Source organism: Clostridium zeae, assembly GCF_017312485.1.
GTDB lineage: Bacteria > Bacillota > Clostridia > Clostridiales > Clostridiaceae > Clostridium_AR > Clostridium_AR zeae.
This window is the reverse complement of the sequence record NZ_BMBA01000001.1, coordinates 660,082-680,306: the sequence shown is the minus strand read 5'-3', so window position 1 is coordinate 680,306 and position 20,225 is coordinate 660,082. Positions and strand designations below refer to the sequence as shown.

At 31.2% G+C, this 20,225-nt stretch carries 13 protein-coding genes; all 13 read left to right on the top strand.

What is annotated here, in order from left to right; genetic code table 11:
- Positions 1–13 precede the first annotated feature (13 nt).
- Positions 14–3,271, top strand: a complete 3,258-nt coding sequence (locus J3477_RS03120) for a type I restriction endonuclease subunit R (protein WP_206868107.1) — start codon at positions 14–16, stop codon at positions 3,269–3,271.
- A gap of 208 nt (positions 3,272–3,479) precedes the next feature.
- Complete coding sequence (locus J3477_RS03115) at positions 3,480–4,394, top strand: hypothetical protein (RefSeq protein WP_206868106.1); 915 nt, start codon at positions 3,480–3,482, stop codon at positions 4,392–4,394.
- A gap of 90 nt (positions 4,395–4,484) precedes the next feature.
- Positions 4,485–5,846: an SIR2 family NAD-dependent protein deacylase gene (locus J3477_RS03110; protein WP_206868105.1), complete on the top strand. Its 1,362-nt coding sequence runs from the start codon at positions 4,485–4,487 to the stop codon at positions 5,844–5,846.
- A gap of 100 nt (positions 5,847–5,946) precedes the next feature.
- The gene (locus J3477_RS03105; protein WP_206868104.1) at positions 5,947–7,575 is read left to right on the top strand and encodes a DNA/RNA helicase domain-containing protein; all 1,629 of its coding nucleotides are present in this window, start codon (positions 5,947–5,949) and stop codon (positions 7,573–7,575) included.
- Between the two features lie 641 nt (positions 7,576–8,216).
- Entirely contained in the window at positions 8,217–9,284 is a 1,068-nt protein-coding gene (locus J3477_RS03100; protein WP_206868103.1) for an HRDC domain-containing protein, read from the top strand.
- 15 nt (positions 9,285–9,299) lie between these two features.
- Positions 9,300–11,735: a transcriptional repressor LexA gene (gene lexA / locus J3477_RS03095; RefSeq protein ID WP_206868102.1), complete on the top strand. Its 2,436-nt coding sequence runs from the start codon at positions 9,300–9,302 to the stop codon at positions 11,733–11,735.
- A gap of 100 nt (positions 11,736–11,835) precedes the next feature.
- The gene (locus J3477_RS26050; RefSeq protein ID WP_228731195.1) at positions 11,836–12,165 is read left to right on the top strand and encodes a hypothetical protein; all 330 of its coding nucleotides are present in this window, start codon (positions 11,836–11,838) and stop codon (positions 12,163–12,165) included.
- A 31-nt stretch (positions 12,166–12,196) separates the two neighbouring features.
- The gene (locus J3477_RS03085) at positions 12,197–12,478 is read left to right on the top strand and encodes a hypothetical protein (protein ID WP_228731194.1); all 282 of its coding nucleotides are present in this window, start codon (positions 12,197–12,199) and stop codon (positions 12,476–12,478) included.
- 46 nt (positions 12,479–12,524) lie between these two features.
- Positions 12,525–13,511 (top strand): hypothetical protein, encoded by a 987-nt coding sequence (locus J3477_RS03080; protein WP_206868101.1) that lies wholly within the window; start codon positions 12,525–12,527, stop codon positions 13,509–13,511.
- On the top strand, positions 13,504–15,489 hold the full coding sequence (locus J3477_RS03075) for a RecQ family ATP-dependent DNA helicase (protein WP_228731193.1): 1,986 nt from the start codon (positions 13,504–13,506) through the stop codon (positions 15,487–15,489). The genes J3477_RS03080 and J3477_RS03075 overlap by 8 nt, the downstream gene beginning before the upstream one ends.
- A 185-nt stretch (positions 15,490–15,674) precedes the next feature.
- A complete protein-coding gene (gene licT / locus J3477_RS03070; protein WP_206868099.1) occupies positions 15,675–16,523 on the top strand; it encodes a BglG family transcription antiterminator LicT in 849 nt (282 codons plus the stop codon).
- Positions 16,524–16,664: 141 nt separating this feature from the next.
- Positions 16,665–18,506, top strand: coding sequence for a beta-glucoside-specific PTS transporter subunit IIABC (locus tag J3477_RS03065; protein WP_206868098.1), 1,842 nt, complete (start codon positions 16,665–16,667; stop codon positions 18,504–18,506).
- A 12-nt stretch (positions 18,507–18,518) separates the two neighbouring features.
- Complete coding sequence (locus J3477_RS03060) at positions 18,519–19,970, top strand: glycoside hydrolase family 1 protein (RefSeq protein ID WP_206868097.1); 1,452 nt, start codon at positions 18,519–18,521, stop codon at positions 19,968–19,970.
- Positions 19,971–20,225: the final 255 nt, after the last annotated feature.

The following is a 20,225-nucleotide window of genomic DNA, read 5'->3' as shown; positions in this document are numbered from 1 at the left end:
AGGGGGATGCATTTTGAGTTTACTTGAGAATTTTACAGAGGATTTATTAGAAGAAGCAGCTATTGAGATACTTCAAGAAATGGGATATAACTATGCTTTTGGTCCAGATATTAGCTATGGTGGAGAATATCCAGAGAGAAAAAACTATAGGGATTGTATCTTAGAGCAAAGAGTTAAAGATGCTTTGTTTACTATAAATAGAGATTTACCACAGGATGCATTAGATGAGGCTTATAGAAAAATAATTACCTTTAACAGTCCGATATTAGAAGAAAACAATAAGGAATTTCATAAGCTTTTAATTGAAGGTATAGATGTATCTTTTAGAAAAGATGGGCAGCCTAAAACAGAAAAGGCATATATAATTGACTTTAAAAATCCTAAAAACAATGATTTTTTAGTAGTTAATCAATTTACTATAATTGAAAATGAAGAGAGAAGACCTGATTTAATTATATTTGTTAATGGTATTCCGTTAGTAGTAATTGAGCTAAAATCAGCTACTGATGAAAATGTAGGGATTGAAAATGCTTATTATCAAATACAGACCTATAAGCAAGATATTACAAGTCTTTTCAATTACAATGCTTTCTGCATTCTATCAGATGGAATAAACGCCAAGGCTGGAACTATTACTTCAAATCAAGAGCGATTTATGAATTGGAGAAGTATTGATGGAATTAATGTTACTTCATTAGATCTACCTCAATATGAAGTAATGCTTAGAGGAATGCTTCAAAAGGACAGATTTTTGGATATTGTGGAGAACTTTTTGTTATTTCATAAATCGAAAAAGGATGATTATGATTCAGAAGGAAATAAAATTGGTGATCATGAGATTCTAATAAAAATACTAGCTGGATACCATCAGTACTTTGCAGTAAAGAAAGCAGTTGAAAAGACTAGGCTTGCAAGCAGTGAAGATGGAGATAGGAAGGCAGGGGTAATTTGGCATACTCAAGGTTCAGGAAAGAGTTTTTCAATGCTTTTTTATGCTGGACAAATCGTAAAAAATCTTAATAACCCAACTTTAGTAATATTAACAGATAGAAATGATCTAGATGACCAGTTGTTTGGAACCTTTGCTAATTCTATAGGCATTTTAAGAGAAACTCCCAAACAAGCAAATGTAAGAAAACTAACAGATGAGCAGAAAAAAACTAATATTAAAGCTAAAGATAATTCAAAAGAAATAAACGGATTGTTTGACTTATTGAATGAAAGACAATCTGGAGGAATTATTTTTACAACTATACAAAAATTTAAGCCTGAAAATGGTGAAATGCCAGTTTTAACCGACAGAAGAAATGTAATTATAATTGCTGACGAAGCACATAGAAGTCAGTATGGATTAGAAGCAAAAACTGATGTTAAAACTGGAGAAGTTAAATATGGTTACGCAAAATACCTAAGGGATGCACTGCCTAATGCTTCTTTCATAGGTTTTACAGGAACGCCAATAGAATCAGAAGACAAGTCTACTCCTGCAGTTTTTGGACAATATATAGATATTTATGATATGACTAGAGCAGTTGAGGATGAAGCTACTGTAAAAATATATTATGAAAATAGAATTATAAAGTTAGAGACAGATGAAGAAGAACTTAAAAATATAGATGAAGAGTTTGATGAAATAACAGAAGGTCAAGAAATCTTTGATAAAGAAAAATATAAGTCAAAATGGTCAAGACTAGAAGCGGTAATAGGTTCACCTAATAGATTGAAAAAGTTGGCACAGGATGTAGTTACTCACTATGAAGAAAAAGCAAAGACTATTGATGGTAAAGCTATGATTGTATGCATGAGTAGAAGAATAGCAGCTGATTTATATGATGAAATAGTTAAGCTTAGACCAGATTGGCATAGTGATGATGTAGAAAAAGGGAAGATAAAGGTAGTAATCACAGGTTCTGCTGGTGAAAAAAATGAGAAATTACAAAAACATATAGGCGGCAAACAAAGAAGAGATACTCTAGCAAAAAGGATGAAAGATAATAAAGATGATTTAAAGATAGTAATAGTTAGAGATATGTGGCTCACAGGTTTTGATGTTCCTTCTATGCATACTATGTATATAGACAAGCCGATGCAAGGACATAACCTAATGCAGGCTATTGCAAGAGTTAATAGAGTCTTCAAAGATAAATCTGGAGGAGTAGTAGTTGACTATCTAGGAATTCTTGAAAGCTTGAAAAAAGCTCTAAACGAGTATACCGATAGCGATAAGCAGAATACTGGTATAGATACATCTGCAGCAATAGCTGTTATGCTTGAAAAACTTGAAATACTTCAAGATATGGTTCACGGGCTAGATTACTCAGCTTATATGGGAATATCACAAGCGGCTAGAATAAGAGCAATTACCAGTGGAATGAACTTTATACTAGGTATGGAAGAAAAAGAACAGAAAGACTTTAAACTATTTGCAACAGAACTTGCTAAAGCCCACTCCTTATGTGCAGCTACTGATGAGGGGAAAGATGCAGCTTTAGAGGTCAGCTATTTTAAAGCAGTGAAAGCAAGTCTTACAAAATTAGATACAAAAGGTGTAGCTAAAAAGACTAAAAAAGAAATTGAAGCAAGAGTTAATCAAATGCTTGAAAGATCAATTATATCAGAGGATGTTATAGATGTATTTGATGTAATGGGAATAAGCAAGCCTGAGATATCAATACTTTCAGAAGAATTCTTAGAAGAAGTAAGAACCATGAAACACAAGAATTTAGCTGTTGAAATGTTAAAGAAGCTACTTGAAGGTAATCTAAAGGCAATGGAAAAGAAAAACCTTGTAAAGTCAGAAAAGTTCTCAGAAAAACTAAAGAAAGCCTTAAATAAATATAGAAATCAAGCAATAACTAATGCAGAAGTTATAGAAGAACTAATGAGAATGGCTCAAGAAATAAAAAACATGAAAGACAAAGAAAAAGATTTAGGTCTTAATGAAGACGAAATTGCCTTCTATGATGCATTAACAGAAGATAACATAATTAAAGAATTTATGGATGATGATACACTAAAGAAAATTGCTCATGAGCTAACACTATCTATAAGAAATAATATAACTATAGATTGGAGTGTAAGAAAGAGTGCTCAGGCTGGTATGAGAAAAATAATCAAGCGGTTATTAAAAAAATACAACTATCCACCAGAACATGCAAAACATGCATTAGAAACAGTAATGAGACAAGCAGAGCTTATGTGTGGAAATGTTGACTTAGATGAAATAACAGCTGACAGGGTTGCTGAAAAGGGAAAAGAATACAACATATAAAAATTTATGCAAAAATTAGTAGTATTTACAGATAGACTACATTGAAACATCTAAATAAGCTAATGCTTTAAAGCTGTTGATAAAATATAACCAGCTTTAAAGCAAAACTATTTAGAAATTAAAATAGCATAAATTAGAGAATCAGTTTTTACTTGAAAGTAATAGTCTATATAAGTATATGTAAACTGCGGTAGAAGGAGATGAAGTGATGAGCTTCGAAAAAGCATTTTGTGAAAACTTGGGTAGAGCAGTTACACCGTATGAAGTTCGAGAAATATACTTTGATGAAGATAGCGAACGCTACATGAAGAAAGATTTATCTTTTAAATGCGTAGATAAAGATTGTAGAGCAGAGTTGGTACCAGTAGGAGTATACATACAAAGAAGATCAAAGAGAGCTATTCATTTTAGAGCAAAGTCTGTTAAAGATCACACATGCTTAACCTATAAAGGAGAAGAAGCAGGGAAAAGTGGTACAAAAACTGGTGAAGATGACCCTTTTAAGATGACAAGATATCCTTCAGAACTTATATTAGTTGATAATAAAGGTAAGTCTAAAAATAAAATTACTACACCGTGGACTGATGAAGAAATAGATGAAGAAATAAAAAATCCTTCGACACATGGAGATGGAAGTACAAGTGAATGGACTAAATTTGGAACTAAGTCTTTTGAACATATAGTTGATTGTTATGAAAATGGAAACAAAGAAATATTAGAGAATATGGATTTTACACTGGGTGATAAAACTAAAAAGTTTTATAAAATGTTTAAGAATATAAAATACTTCTATGATGAAAAAGGACTTGTATACTATGGGCAAGTAGGCTTGGTAAAAAAATATGGAGATAACTATAAAATCTTTTTCAAAGATAAAGTTTGGGTTGAAAAATATATGCCAGTTTCGATATATATAAGCAGCGAGCTTATTGATAGATATGGGAAAAGAAAAATATTCAGAGAAGATATGGAATACATAATAAATAATAAGGATAAGAAAGTATTTTGCTATTTCGTAGGAGTTTACCCTGAACCAAGTACATACGAGCATAATGGTAAAAAGGTGGAATCATTACAAGTGAATATTGCGAATCTAAAACATTTGGCATTAAGGTTTGAGTAGAAATATATTATTCGTTGAAAAGGAAGTAATCTATTAGATAATTAACTCTATTTTAATATTATGTGTATGGTAAAAGAAAGGGGAGTCAGAATGAGTGAGAGTTTAACTAAAGAAATGGTGCTTGAAAAACTATTTAATTCATATAATTATGGTAATTTAGGAATGTTTGTTGGAGCTGGTTTTTCTAAGGCTGCTATAGGTGATGTAATTCAACCAGCATTGAATTGGTTTGAATTAATTAAGGAGACTAGTGAAAAATTAAGTCTTGAGTTCCCTGAGGGTGAAAAATTAATAGGAATTTCATTACCTGAATTGTCAACAGTATTATGTAAGCAATTATCCAAAGTAGAAAAAATTAGCTATGAAGAAGCTAAAAGTAAATTTAAGAGTACTATTTGTGACTTGAGTAGCTGGCTGCCTGATGAAGATAACATAAAATTTTTTAGAAATATATTTGATAATATCAAGCCAGATTGGATTGTCACTACAAACTATGATTTAGTTTTGGAATCAATTCTTACTGGAATAAGCAAGAGCTTAGGTCCATCTAATTATTTATCAGCTCCAAGAAATGTAATACCTATCTATCATATTCATGGTACGAGATTAGACTGTGATTCTATAATAATTACTCAAGATGATTATATACCACTTTTTAGACCTAATGAATACAGACAATCAAAGCTGGCGATGACTATTAGAGAATCTACAACTTTAGTTCTTGGTTATAGTTTAGGAGATATGAATGTTCTTTCTGCATTAGATTGGTCAAAAAATATTTATACAATAGAAAATGAGTATCCATATGAGATTATACAAGCTGTTTGGACCTCTAATCCTAAAGATGATCCATACATAGATGAGAATGGAAACATAATAATTGAAATTAGCGATTTAAAAAAATTTCTGGAGGAATTAAATACAAATTTATTAGAAAGGAAAAAAGAATATGATATTAAGGTAAAGGATTTAAATGAACTTATTGGAAAATTAGAAATCGATGATCCAGAATTAGTAGATAGGTTTATGAATGAACAAAAATTCAGAATAGATTTACTTAAGCAAGCATCAGACTTTGAGTATCACATGATTTATTCATATATTGAATTTCTTACAAGATGTATAAATAAAGTTAGACAGACGACTACATATATTAATTTTGATAAATGCCATGATTGCTTAACAATTCTACTGGACGTTGTTATCAATTATGAATATAAAAAAATGTCTCCGATATTATTTAGAATGATTGCAGAAGTATTAAATGAAGTTCTGTATCACGTGAGTAAAAAAAACAATCTACTATATCTCGGATATAGCTGGAAAGCGACTAATACTTGGCATAATAGAAAAGTAGAAATACCTCAAGAGACAATCAATCAGCTTTATAATTATTCTGATCAAAATTCACTATGGGTTTTAAATAACTTTATGAAATCTATTTTGGAATAAATCTATATTGCTTATTAAATTAATTATGGAAAGATATAAAGCTTGATCAATTATAAATAGAGTGCAAGTAAAAGTGTAAACATGGTATATAGGAGGAAATATGTTTAAAATAGAGACTTATGATTATTCTGATAAAAACATCGATGATTTAGGTATTTCATATGAGTATCACTGTGTCTACATATTAGAAAATGGAAAGGATGCATATATTGGTGAAACCAACAATCCAATCAGAAGAGTAAAGGAACATAACAGTGATTCAAAAGATAACAAAAATAAGAAATATAATTTTAATAAGGTTCATATAATTACTGGGCTGTTAGCAGAAGAGACACCAGCAAAACATTATGAAAATTTATTAATAAAACTGATGAAAGTAGATCAGAGGTTTAATATTGTAAATAGAAATGATGGCGAAAAACCACATTATTACAGAAAAAATGAATTTGAATTGGAGTTTGATAAGTTATGGGGCAAATTAGTGGAAAATGGACTAGCAAAGACTAAAGAATTTGAGCTTATCATTAACTCAAGTACTTATAAATACTCTCCGTATACTGTCTTAACAGAAGCGCAACAAAAAACATTAACAAGTATTGTAAATACTATAGATTCAGGTGAGACATTACCTCATATGGAGAACTATAAAACAAGACCAATATTAATAAAAGGTGATGCGGGTACTGGAAAAACAGTCGTGGCGACTTCATTGTTTTATTATTTAAAGAGTAATCAACGATATAGAGATAAAAAAATAGGGTTAGTATACGCAAATTCTTCTACTCGTAGCGAAATGCAAGAAGTTTTCAAGAATACCAAAGGACTTAGTAAAAAAGATATTATTAGTCCAATTGCAGTCACTAAACAACATTATGACATTATTATCTGTGATGAAGCGCAGAGACTAAGGCGTGGAAAAAATCTAGGGAAATACTATGTAAACTTTAAAATAGGTAATGAAAGATTAGAACTTGATAATAATCATGATGAATTAGATTGGATCTTGAATAATTCAGACTGCCAAATCTTATTCTTTGATGAGAAACAAAGTACATGCCCTTCTGATATAACATGCGAACTTTTTATAGAAAGATTGAAGAATAATAAAAGGGGGATTCGTCCCATAAAACTTGATGAACAAATGAGAATTGGAGCTGGAAGTAGTTTTGTGCCTTATATTTATAACCTATTATATCAAAGAGCAAATGAAGTAAAGTCCTTTAATGACTACGAGTTTAAACTCTTTACATCATTTTCTGATATGGTTAAGCTTCTTGAAGAAAAGGAAAATGATGTTGGACTATGTAGGCTTTGTACAGGATATGCTTGGGAGTGGAAAGGAAGAGAAGATAATACATCTACGGATATAAGCATTGAAGGTATTAATATTAAATGGAATAGTCAGACGAGCGGTTGGTTAAGTAATCAAGATGCTAAAAGAGAGATGGGGAGTATTTATACATTACCAGGACTTGATCTAAATTATACAGGAGTTGTGATCGGCCCAGACCTGTTTTTTGATAAGACTAATAATACAATAAGTGTAGATAGAGGTAATTTTTTTGATAGTAAAGTAAAAAATGGTGCAACAGATGAAGAGTTAAGGAAGTACATACTTAATACATATGCAGTGCTCCTCACTCGTGGTATAAAAGGGACATATGTATATGTCTGTGATGATAATTTAAGAGAGTATTTTGCAAAGTATATCAACATACATATATGTTAAAGATGGAATGGCATATTTTAGTGAAATAAAGTTTAATATGTAGCATTGTTTCTAATAGCTGTTATACACATGGACCTCAAAAGATATTTTAGATTAAGAGTAGAAAAAATACGTTAAAGACAAAATGAATTTGATCTTGAGAAATCTGAAGTTTTTAGAAGTGAATTTGAAGGAATTGTAGCGTATTGTTCTGTTGAAATTGGAGAACAAAAAGGTTATTGAGGTGAAGATTATTAGAAACCTCAATAAGAAGTTTATTAATTATGATAAGGATGCTATGGCTTTTTATCATAGAATGGCATGTTTAACAGATAAATATAAAAATCAATTAATGTGAGAGCATTATGTAAGTAGTCCTACAGTTTTTTGCACAGATACTATGAATATGAAATAGAAAATGTAATCCAAGTGTAATATAAGGGAAAAAATAAAACAAGAAAATCGGGAGTTGCTCATAAAAATAGCAAAAGAACAAAAAATAAAGTTAGAAAACATGAATATGATTAGGGTAAATACGAATTTAGAATCTTGAGAAATCAAGGTTCTTTTTTATAATAGATATTATAAAATAAATACACAATCTGTAAAATTATATATAAATATGTTATAATTTAATAAAATTTCTAAATTTGGAGGGCATAATGGGGATTCTTGATTCACTTAAAAAGGGGTTATTTGGTGAAACATCCGAAGATAAGCTTATGAAAAGCATAAATACGCCAATATTTCTTAAGGATTTTGATATAGAAAGAAATGAAATTAAAGAGCTTAAGAGGCTTTCAGATAATATAAGCAACGAAAATACTAGAAAGAAACTTGAAAATGAGCTTAATCTTCAAAAGTATGTTCAAGATGGCTTAAGCAAGGTTTATTATGAACTTAAGAATTCATCAGTGCCTTTTTATGGATTGTATGACTTGAAGCTTAAGGTGCAGGAGCAAGGAACTAATATAGATTTTTTATGTTTAACAAATAGATTTTTATGTGTAGTTAAAGTTAAGAGCATGCAAGGTAATATTGAGATAGATAAACAAGGAAGCTTTTCTAGATGGATGAAAAAAGGGGACAAGTGGCATAAGGAAGGTATTTATAGTCCTTTGGAGCAAAATAGAAAATCTGAGACATTTATAAAAAGTGTTCTGAAAGATGAGTTTAACATAGTTAATATGCCTATATACTCAATGGTTGTATTTACTAATCCTAAGGCTACATTGAATTTTAAAGAGTGTAGTGAGGACATATTAGATAAGGTATTTAAGTTTGATTTAATAAATACAAAGCTTAAGGAAATTATTGAAAAGACAACTTATCAGGGAATAGATGAAAAGTTAACTTTAGTTATAGCTGAAAGATTTAAGCAGCTTCATAATCCCCAAGAAACTGATTATGCTTTAAAGTTCAATATAACTGAAGTAGAAAAAATAGAAGAAGCTAAAAGTGAAGCAGCAGCAAGTTTAAGAACAGTGCCAGTTAAAGAGACTTCAAATAAGATTGATATAGAGTATATCTCAAATGCATTAAAGACTTATAGAACTGCAATTGCTACTAGCAGTAAGATTCCTCCATATTATGTGTTTAATAATGAGGAATTAGATAGAATACTAAAGGCAATGCCTAGAACTAAGGAAGAGCTTTTAAAGGTTAAGGGCTTTGGTCCAGTGAAGGTGGACAAGTACGGAGAAGATATATTAAAGATAATTAATGATTAGTGAGGAGTATTAATTATGCAGCTTAATGTTGAACAAAAGAAGCTTGTGCAAAGTAAGCCAGCAGGACATTCCTTGATAAGAGGTGTAGCTGGTTCTGGAAAGACTACAGTGGCAGTTAATCGAATACCTTTTTTGATGGAGCATTATTGTATAGATGATAGTGATAAGGTTCTTATGGTTACTTACAATAAGAGTCTTATAAGCTATATAAAATATGTATATGAAAAGGTTCAAAAGGATAGGGAAGAAGAGCAGATGTCTCTTTTTCAATCGGATAATAAAAAGGTTGATATAAAGAATATTGACTCTTTGATGTATGTTTATTTTAAGGAGTTCTGTAAGGCAAATAAGTTAAACTTAGAAGTTGAAGGCAAGAGAAATAACCTAGTTAATCATATTATAAAAGCTATGGCAGAAGTGAAAAAAGAGGCTGTGGAGGTTAAGTTTTTAGAGCTTAATTATCTTCCTTTTATAATGGAGGAGATTGGTTGGATTAAGGCTTGCAAGTATTTACATATTGAAGAATATCAAGAAGCAGATAGACTGGGAAGAATGTCTGCTCAAAAGGCAGATGGTCCTCAGAAGCTTCAGAAGAATTCTAAATCAAGAGCTGCTATCTTTAAGGTTATGGAAGCATACAACAAATCTTTAAGAGCAGAAAATAAAGTTGATTTTCATGACATGTCTCTTTTTGCTTTGGAGCAATCTAAGAAATCCTTTTATAAAAAGTATGCCCATATAATCGTAGATGAAAGTCAGGATCTTACTAGAGTTCAGTTAGAATTTTTGAACAATATAATAAGCAACAAGGAATATTCCTCAATAACCTTTGTGGCAGATACAGCACAGAGTATATATCCTCAATCCTGGCTAGTAAAGGGAAGAAGCTTTGCATCCGTTGGCTTTGATGTTAAAGGAAGAAGTAATTCGCTATCAAAGAACTATAGAACCACAACACAGATAGCTGAAGCAGCTTATTCACTACTGGAAAAGGATACTCAGATAATTGAAGATGAGAACTTTGTTAAACCTTCACTGCTTGATAAACAGGGGCATTACCCTGTGTTTAGAGTTTTTGAAGATAAGAAACAGGAAGAAAACTATGTAGTAAAGCTCCTAACAGAGCTTAAGGATAAATATAATTATGGTGATATTGCCGTAGTTGCAAGGACTAATGAGCAGATAAGTGAATTTAAGAATTTTTTAGAAGATAATAAAATCCCTAATAAACTTATGTCAAAATCCGATGGTTATGAATTTGGAGATGACAAAGTAAAGCTATTAACCATGCATTCTATTAAGGGGTTAGAGTTTAAGGTTGTTATTATAATCGGACTTAATTCAAAGTATATGCCACTAAAAAGTGTAACAATAGATGACGAAGATCTTCTTGAATCCAGAGAAAGAAAGCTTATGTACGTTGGTATGACCAGAGCCACAGAAAGACTATACCTAACCTGTGATGGCACACCTTCAAAGTTCATATTAGATATAGACCCAAGATTTTTAAAGTATTCAGATAACACCTTAATGAGAAGTTTTTATCATATAAGACAGGAAAACTACAATTTTAAGGAAAAGATTAAAGATGTATATTCCTATGAAGAAAAGATAAGACAATGGGTTATAAATGAGCTAAAGGAAAGCTATAAATATCCTCTAAACTTAATAAATATAGAGCAGCAGGTGAACTTATTTTCCAAGGTAGGTTTTGTTGATGTAGCTGTGAACATATATAAAAACAATGTTAAGACTCCATACATATTTGTTGAAGTAAAAAGAAAAGGTTTTGGACTAGTAAACTGCCTAGAGCAGCTTAAAAGTTACATAAGTGCATCATCAACTTGTCAGTATGGTATAGCAACCGATGGAGTTGATTTAATTATCATCAATAGAAATCTTGAGATAGTAGATGACATAGAAGTTTTCCAAACCTCAATGCTTCCATCATCCCTAGAGGAATACACTTATGTTGATCTAAAGACTAGTCAGGTTTCAAAGTTTACAAGAGACTGTAACAGTATCAAAGAAATCATAATAGATAACTCCTATGTATTCCCTGAAAATGAGATAAAAAGAATGAATGTTTTCAGCTCCATAGCAGCAGGAGATCCAATACTTATTAATTCCTCTGTAGAAGAAGAATTCTACCTTCCACAAAAGTGGGTCGGAAGTTCTAACAATACCTATATGGTCAAGGTAAAGGGTGACAGCATGATAAATGCTAATATATGCAATGGAGATATAGTAGTTATAAGGCAGCAAAATACTGCTAATAATTATGAAATCGCTGCAGTGGATTTAGATGGAAATACCACTTTGAAAAGATTCGTAAAGATGGGAGATACCATACTTCTAATGCCAGAAAATCCTAGTTATGAGCCTATACAGGTTAGTGAGGGGCAGATGAGTATATTGGGAGTGGCTGTGGGAGTGTTAAAAAGATCTTAAGATCAGAATATCTAAGAAATCTAAGTATTTATAAATTGTACTTTTATAAATATACAGTAACTGTAAAAGATTTTGGAAACATAAAAATTAAAAATAGGAAATGAATTTAATCCCAGTAAAGCTTAAATTATCAACTAAAAAGGGATTAGTTTATATTCTTAAAAATTTGGAATTATGTAGTGAAGCAGTAAAATACAAATTTTTTGATAGAGGTCAAATAGTAGAGGTTGGCAAGAATCTAGATATTCAAGCTGCTCATGTGCTTAAGAAGATTTATGAAATAAAAAAAGGTACTTCAAGAGAAATGATTTCTAGAGAATTTCTAGAATATTATTGTAGGATTAAAGACGTAGATATTGATAGCATACTTATACTAAATGGTGCATTACAAAGAATTAAGAGGGAAACTGATATGTCAAAGAAAAAATAAAGTAATAAGATATGCAAAAGCTCCAGGTGGAATGTATGCTGACTTGAAACATCCTAAGAATGAAATAAATATGCATCTAGATATAGCATTAAAAGAAATACCTTTGATATCAGAACAGTGGCTCGCTTTTATGGAAGAACTAACTTCTTTGGAAATAGCCTGTTGGAAACATAAATATTACGATAACGATATATGTGACGGAACTCAGTGGGAGCTTGTGATAAGATTTCCTCATCGTAATAAAATCAGCAAGTGTGGCAGTAATGAATATCCACCATACTGGAATAAATTTATTAAGATTCTGAAGAAATAAATTGATGAGCCAATAAATTAAACTATGGATAGGAAGGGTGATTATTATGTATACACATCAAGAAGAACGTTCAGTTGAATCAGTATGTTATGAAAAAGTGCATGTAGATAAGGTTCTTAAGGTAATAAATAACAAGTTTACTTCATATTTTAAGGACTTTATTGAGCTTGAAGCAGGATATGCAGTTTCAGAAGAAACCATACAGAAAGTGGCGAGAAATCTTGGGGTTGATGGTTCAAAGCAAAAAAAGAATATAGATTTAACCCGTAAATACAAGACTATTGCAATAGAATCAGTAATTGAGTTTGAAAAAGATAAGACAAAGTATGAGACAATTTTTGATGAAGAATCACTTGATGAGTACGAAGATAATCCTCCATATTTTAAATCTACTGTTTTGAGAAATGAGTGCCCTATTATTCATGCTACATTACATAATAAAAGGGCAAAGGAATTAGATAAATATCGATATGAGTTTAATATTTCGGATGCAGGAGATTTATTAACTGTGGTAAGGAATCTGTTTGACTTTGCAACAGAATATGAGGAAAAATTCTACGATGAGGAAATATATGATGAAATAAATGATTATGAAGATTTACAGTTAAGTGATTTAGATACCGATGATTACACAGTTTATGGAGTAATAGGTGGTGGTATAAAAAGTCATATGATGTATAAGGCTTATCCATCATTATTTCCTAATCGTAGTAGAGATGCAATATGGGCATTATGGTACCTTACAGATAAGAAAGTATTTAATTGCATACAAGACTCAGAATTTTTAATGATTGATATAGAGAAGTCAATAACACAACAAAATTATTTTTATCCATATGAGTTGTTTACTTTCTATGCACATCAAATATTTCAAATATTAAATAAAAAAGCTAAGGAATTAGATGTATATCTCGACCCTAGTTATCGCTATGTATACGTTAATTCATTTTTAAGTTTCATAGCTGAACAACATGAAGAAGAGATAAATTTTTTGAAACAACAAATTAGAGATGGAGGATTTGGATATGCTTAATATTGATTCAAAGTTTACCCAGTATTTTCCAAGCTTATCAAATCAATTTAGTATAAAAGATTTTCAGAGTAGAGTAATATCTAATGTTATGTCCAATGGAAATACTTTATGTATTATGCCTACAGGGGGAGGAAAGTCTTTAATATACTGGATGTCAGGGTTGATTCTTGAAGGAATAACTATAGTAATTTCACCTTTAATTGCTCTTATAGACGAACAATCTGAAAAGTTAAGAGAACAAGGCCTTGAAGTTTTAACAATTCATGGTGGTATGGATTCTAAAAAACAAGCTAAAGTATTAATGGATTTTGCAAATAGAAAATTTAACCCTAAATTCATTTTTGTAAGCCCTGAAAAAATAGCTACAGATGGACTGTTTGAATACTGTATTACTCAAAGAAAAGAAGATATTTCTTTATTTACTATTGATGAGGTACATTGTGTTAGTCAGTGGGGAGCTAGTTTTAGACCTTTTTATAAAAGAATTCCTAATTTTATTCAAAAGGTGTATACAGAAGATGAGCAACCTAAGGTGTTAGCTTTAACTGCAACATTAAATCCTAAAGAAGTACTTGATATTTGCGATGAATTTTCAATTTTGAAATCCAATATCATCAAAGACAATCTTCTTATGAGAAATGAAATAGCTCTTAAAGTTTTGAAGTTTAGTAAGGAAGATGAAAAAGAAGAGAAACTATGGGACTTATTAAAAATTCATAGAAATAGCAAAACTCTTGTGTATGTTTATAGAATAGATAGTGAACGTGGAGTAGAGAAACTTTCTGAAAAGGCTATAGAGAGAGGATACAAATCTATTTGTTTTCATGGCGAAATGTCAGCAACTGAAAGAAAAGATATAATCAATAAATTTAAAAACAATGAAATTAATGTTATTTTTGCAACCAATGCATTTGGGATGGGGATTGATATACCTGATATTAGAACCGTAATTCATTTTATGATACCAGAGTCAGTTGAACAATATTATCAAGAAGTAGGAAGAGCCGCAAGAGATGGTAATGCAGCTAATGCATATTTACTATACACGAACAAAAATATAGATGTAAAGCGAAGATATTTTATAGATGCGTCATTTCCTAAAGAAGAAAAACTTATTGAAGCATACCACAAAATTACAGGTAATAAAATTGGATTAAAGACGTTAGCTTACTTTGAAGATGAAGATGTTCAACTATGCTTTCCATATTTTCTTGATGTGGGTATAATTCAAGTTAAATGCAAGGGATTTTCTGACTTTAAAGGTATAGCTGCAACTACAAATAATGAATTACAAGATATTATTAATTGTACTAAAACTAAAAACTTGATTTCAACAGTAAAAAAATCGGCTAAAAAGGTTGAGTCCATTGTAACTATGACTTATGAAAGTGTTGTAAATGAAGAAGTAGTATTATCAAAACAACTAGACAGAAGACTGGTTATTGATGTTTTAGAGGCGGAAATTACTACTGAAAATATGGAGAAAATTCAAAAATCTATTGAAGAAAAAAGGGTATATAAACATGAACTTTTGGATTATTTAGTTTATCTAATTGATGACAATATCTATTCAAATGAACTACATCAAGAAATAGGAAGATATCTTGGAGTAGATAAACATCAGCTCGGTAGAATTTATTCTACAACAAAAGGAGATTTAGTGCGTAGTAAATCAGAAGTTATTATATCAAACTTACTTCAACAAGCAGGAATTGATTATGAGTATGAAATTAAGCTGGAGTACAAAAATGGTAAATGGATTGAGCCTGATTTTACAGTTACTCTTCCAAGTGGAAATGTAATCTATTGGGAACATCTTGGTATGCTAGGCTTAACGGATTATGATAACAGATGGATAGAAAAACAGAAAGTATATGATGATTATTTTCCAGAGCAGCTAGTTGTAACCTATGAAGGTGCAACCATTTCTGATAGTGCAACTAATATTATTAATAATATTTTGCAGGGTAAATATTAAATATTGACAAACATAATATGTGATGATATTATATGTCTATAAGTTAATAATGGATTTAACTAGGATTGTTACTGATAAGCAGGCAAGACCTTATTGTTATGTAGACATTTTATTTGTTTGCATGATCAATGGTCTTTTTTTTTTTGCCTAAAAATATGAATGTTATATTTTATAAGGAGTTTTAAATGAAAATTACGCGAATCATCAATAATAATGTAATTTGCGCAGTGAATGCCAGAAGACAGGAACTGATGCTTTTAGGAAGTGGCATTGGTTTTCAGAAACAAAAAGGTGACGAAGTAGATGAAAGTAAAATCGAAAAGGAATTCTTTTTGAAATCTAAAAATGTGACAGGAAAATTATACGCACTGCTTGCTCAAATACCCATGGAATATGTGAGAGTGTCTGACAACATTATTCAATACGCAAAAGCTACTCTAGGAAAAGAGTTAAATGAGAATATATACTTGACTTTGACTGACCATATTAATTTTGCTGTAGCCAGATATAGTCAGGGGTTAAGTTTTAGCAATGCTTTGCTGTGGGAAATCAAGAAATTTTATCTAGCTGAGTTTAGAATTGCTCTAAAAGCATTAGAAATAATAAATGAACAATTTAACATAGAATTACCAGAGGATGAAGCCGCATCTATTGCATTACATATTGTCAATGCAGAATTAGGTTCTGAAATGGAAGATACTATGAAAATCACACAGTTGATTCAGAAGGTATTAAATTTAGTAAGGTATCAATATAAGATTAATTTTGATGAGGAGTCTCTTCATTATACTAGGCTTGTGACTCATTTGAAGTTCTTCGCTTATCGTTTATTTAGTAATAGTATAATTGAAAGCAATGATGTTGATTTTCAAGATATTATTAAAGCAAAATATAAAGAAGAATATCAATGTAGTTTGAAAATTGCTGAGTTAATTAGATTGGAATATCAAAAAGAACTAACAGAAGAAGAATTGGTTTATTTGACTGTTCATATTAAAAGAGTTACAGCAGAGGATAAATCAAGAGATAATTGAAGAATGATTATCACTAGGATTGTTACTGGTTAAGCAGGCAAGACCTAGAGTTCCATAGTGTATAGAAGTGCACCTATACATTTATGGGGCTCTAGGTCTTTTTTATAAAAAAAAATAGCTTTTTTAAGGAGGATATATAACATGGATTATAAAAATATGGCCACTGATATTTTAAGACTTGTTGGTGGAGAAAAGAATGTTGAAAGTGTTACACATTGCGCAACAAGATTAAGATTTAATTTAAAAGATGAAAAGAAAGCAGATACAGAAGCTATAAAAAAAGTTAAGGGCGTTATGGGGGTAACAAATAGTGGTGGACAATATCAAGTTATTATTGGAAATAGCGTAAATAATGTTCACAAGGAACTTTTGGAATTAGGTAATTTTAGTACTAGTAGCTCAGCTTCAGGAGTTCAAAAAGGCAAAATAGCTACGGTACTAGATACTCTTTCAGGAATTTTTACACCTATCCTGCCAGCAATGATAGGTTGCGCAATGATAAAGGCTGTACTTATCATTTTAAAATCAGCTAATATAATGCAAGGTGATGTTCAATTTAATACAATAATGACCTTCATAGGTGATTCGGCATATTATTTTTTACCTATGCTACTCGCATGGAGTGCAGCAAACAAGTTTAAAACTAATGTTGGTATGGCATTAGCTCTTGCAGGTGTATTATTACATCCTAACTTTTCAACTTTGATGGCTGCTGGAAAACCTGTAGCATTTTTGGGTCTGCCAATTATAAAGGCTACTTATTCATCTTCTGTAATTCCAATTATTTTAGCTGTATGGGTAATGTCATATGTTGAGAAATTTGCAGAGAAATATTCACCAAATGTTGTAAAGTCTATTTTAAAACCATTAATCATTGTAATTGTGATGGCTCCTCTAACATTAATTGTACTTGGACCATTAGGAGCTATTGCTGGTAATTACCTTGCTGGTGGAGTAACATATGTTAATAACCATATGAGTTGGTTAGTATCAGGAATTATCGGAGGTACATTCCCATTCCTTATTATGACAGGAATGCATTATAGTTTAGGACCAGTAGTTCTTACAGCTTATACAGCTACTAAAGTTGACGGTATTGTAGGACCTGGTATGCTTATTCATAATATTGCTCAGGGTGGAGCTGCATTAGCAGTTGCATTAAAAACAAAAAATAAAAGTTTTAGACAAGTTGCAAGTTCTTCTGCTGTAACAGCACTTCTTGGTGTTACAGAGCCAGCGTTATTTGGTGTTAACCTAAGAGCTAAAAAGCCATTAATTGCAGTTGTTATTGGTGGTGCATTAGGTGGTATCTATGTTGGAACTTTTGGTGTTGTAAGATCTGCCTTAGGTATTGCCGGTTTAGCAACCTTACCAGCATTTATTGCTGAAAACCCTTATAACTTAATACACGCTATAATAGGCTGTCTAATTGGTTTTGTAGTTGCATTTGTTTTGACTTGGATTTTAGGATTTGAGGATATAGTAGAAGATGTAACAACTAATCAAGAAAAAATAACTGGAGCTACCTTGCATGATAGCATGATTAAATCCCCATTAAATGGAGAAGTTGTTCAGTTAGCAACAATTAAGGACGAAACTTTTGCAACTGGTCTTATGGGAAAAGGGGTTGCAATTAAGCCTTCGCAAGGAAAGCTAGTGGCACCTATAAAAGGTGAGATTACTGCGATATTTCCAACATTACATGCTATAGGTATTGCTTCAGAGGATGGTGTTGAAATGCTAATTCATATTGGTATGGATACTGTCAAATTAGAAGGAAAGCATTTTAAAGCTCATGTTAAAAATGGTGATAAAGTAAATATTGGTGATTTACTGATTGAATTCGATATTGAAGCGATTTCATCAGAAGGATTTGATTTAACTACTCCAATTATTATTACTAACTCTAATAAATTTACAGATGTATTGGCCACTGAAAAACAAACTATTAATATAGGTGAAAGTCTGATGACTATAATTTAAGGAGAATAGTAAATGATTAAAAAAAATGTGTTACCAAAGACTTTTCTATGGGGAGGAGCAACTGCTGCTAACCAGTATGAAGGTGCATGGAATTTAGATGGGAAAAAGGCAAGTACAGCTGATATGATGACAGGTGGGACTCATATAATTCCAAGACGTATCACGAAAAAACTTGAACAAGGCACCTATTATCCTTCACATGAAGCTGTAGACTTTTACCATCATTATGAAGAAGACATAAGACTTTTTGCAGAGATGGGGTTTAAATGTTTTAGAATGTCTATTGCTTGGTCAAGAATATTTCCAAATGCGGATGATAAAACCCCAAATGAAGAAGGACTCAAGTTCTATGATAAAGTATTTGCTGAGCTAAAAAAATATAATATAGAACCAATTGTTACAATTTCACATTATGAAGCTCCATTTGCCTTAACTGAGAAGTATAATGGATGGGCATCTAGGGAGGCAATTGATTTTTATGTTAATTATTGTGAAGCTATTTTCACACGTTATAGGAATTTAGTAAAGTACTGGATAACTTTTAATGAAATCAATAGCTTACTTGTTCCAGCTGGTGCATATTTAGAAGGAGCTTTGCTGGTAGATGATAGCGGACTATTTAATAATACAAATGTTGATAGTACACAGATAAGGCTGCAAGCATTGCACCACCAATTTGTAGCTAGTGCAAAGGCAGTTCAATTAGGACATGAAATAAATCCTGATTTCAAGATTGGTTGCATGATTAATTATAGTTGTGGCTATGCAAGTACTTGTAAGCCAGAAGATATGGTGATTGCTTTAAGACAAGATCAGATAAACAACATGTTATGTGGTGATGTTCAGGTACTAGGAGAATATCCAGCATTTGCAAAAAGACAATTTGAAGAAAAGAATATAAAGATTAATATGGCTGAAGGGGACGAAGAGATTCTGAAAAAAGGTTGTGTAGATTTTTATACCTTTAGTTATTATAAATCTCATGTAGTTGGAACTCGACCTGAAGGAGACGAAACTCAAGGAAATGTTTTTGGTGGATTTAAAAATCCATATTTAAAAGCAAATGATTGGGGATGGCAGATTGATCCTGTTGGATTACGTTACGTATTGAATCATGTTTATGATAGATACAGAATTCCTATTATGATTGTTGAGAATGGGTTAGGTGCCGTTGATGTAGTTGAAACAGATGGTACCATAAATGATGACTATAGAATCAATTTCATTAAAGACCATATTGAGCAAATGAAAGAAGCCGTCTACGATGGTGTAGATTTAATTGGGTATACTGCATGGGGCTGTATAGATTTAGTTAGTGCTTCTACTGGTGAAATGAAAAAGAGATATGGATTTATATATGTAGACAAAGATAATGATGGAAAAGGAACTTTGAAGAGAAGTAAGAAGAAGAGCTTCTATTGGTACAAGAAAGTCATTGAATCCAATGGTGAAGAGCTGAGTTAATGGAAAAAGTAATTTCTATACTGTGTTAATAAATAAGCAAACTATCCACAAGCCTATATCTAATTGGAATGTGGGTAGTTTTTCATTGATGCCTATTAGAGTTAACATCTGAATCCAATAAATAATAATTCATTGGGTCATTACCACAATTTTTAATTATTGAGCTAAACGAAGTTTCAAGCTTAGATAATTTTTGATTTAATCTAGTTTTTACTTCATTTTTTTGTTTTTGTGTTCCATTATTTGCAATTAAAT

Coding starts and splice junctions, on each gene's coding strand:
- J3477_RS03115 (WP_206868106.1), top strand. CDS start 3,480: ATGAGCTTCGAAAAAGCATTTTGTGAAAACTTGGGTAGAGCAGTTACA.
- J3477_RS03110 (WP_206868105.1), top strand. CDS start 4,485: ATGAGTGAGAGTTTAACTAAAGAAATGGTGCTTGAAAAACTATTTAAT.
- J3477_RS03105 (WP_206868104.1), top strand. CDS start 5,947: ATGTTTAAAATAGAGACTTATGATTATTCTGATAAAAACATCGATGAT.
- J3477_RS03100 (WP_206868103.1), top strand. CDS start 8,217: ATGGGGATTCTTGATTCACTTAAAAAGGGGTTATTTGGTGAAACATCC.
- lexA (WP_206868102.1), top strand. CDS start 9,300: ATGCAGCTTAATGTTGAACAAAAGAAGCTTGTGCAAAGTAAGCCAGCA.
- J3477_RS26050 (WP_228731195.1), top strand. CDS start 11,836: ATGAATTTAATCCCAGTAAAGCTTAAATTATCAACTAAAAAGGGATTA.
- J3477_RS03085 (WP_228731194.1), top strand. CDS start 12,197: ATGTATGCTGACTTGAAACATCCTAAGAATGAAATAAATATGCATCTA.
- J3477_RS03080 (WP_206868101.1), top strand. CDS start 12,525: ATGTATACACATCAAGAAGAACGTTCAGTTGAATCAGTATGTTATGAA.
- J3477_RS03075 (WP_228731193.1), top strand. CDS start 13,504: ATGCTTAATATTGATTCAAAGTTTACCCAGTATTTTCCAAGCTTATCA.
- licT (WP_206868099.1), top strand. CDS start 15,675: ATGAAAATTACGCGAATCATCAATAATAATGTAATTTGCGCAGTGAAT.
- J3477_RS03065 (WP_206868098.1), top strand. CDS start 16,665: ATGGATTATAAAAATATGGCCACTGATATTTTAAGACTTGTTGGTGGA.
- J3477_RS03060 (WP_206868097.1), top strand. CDS start 18,519: ATGATTAAAAAAAATGTGTTACCAAAGACTTTTCTATGGGGAGGAGCA.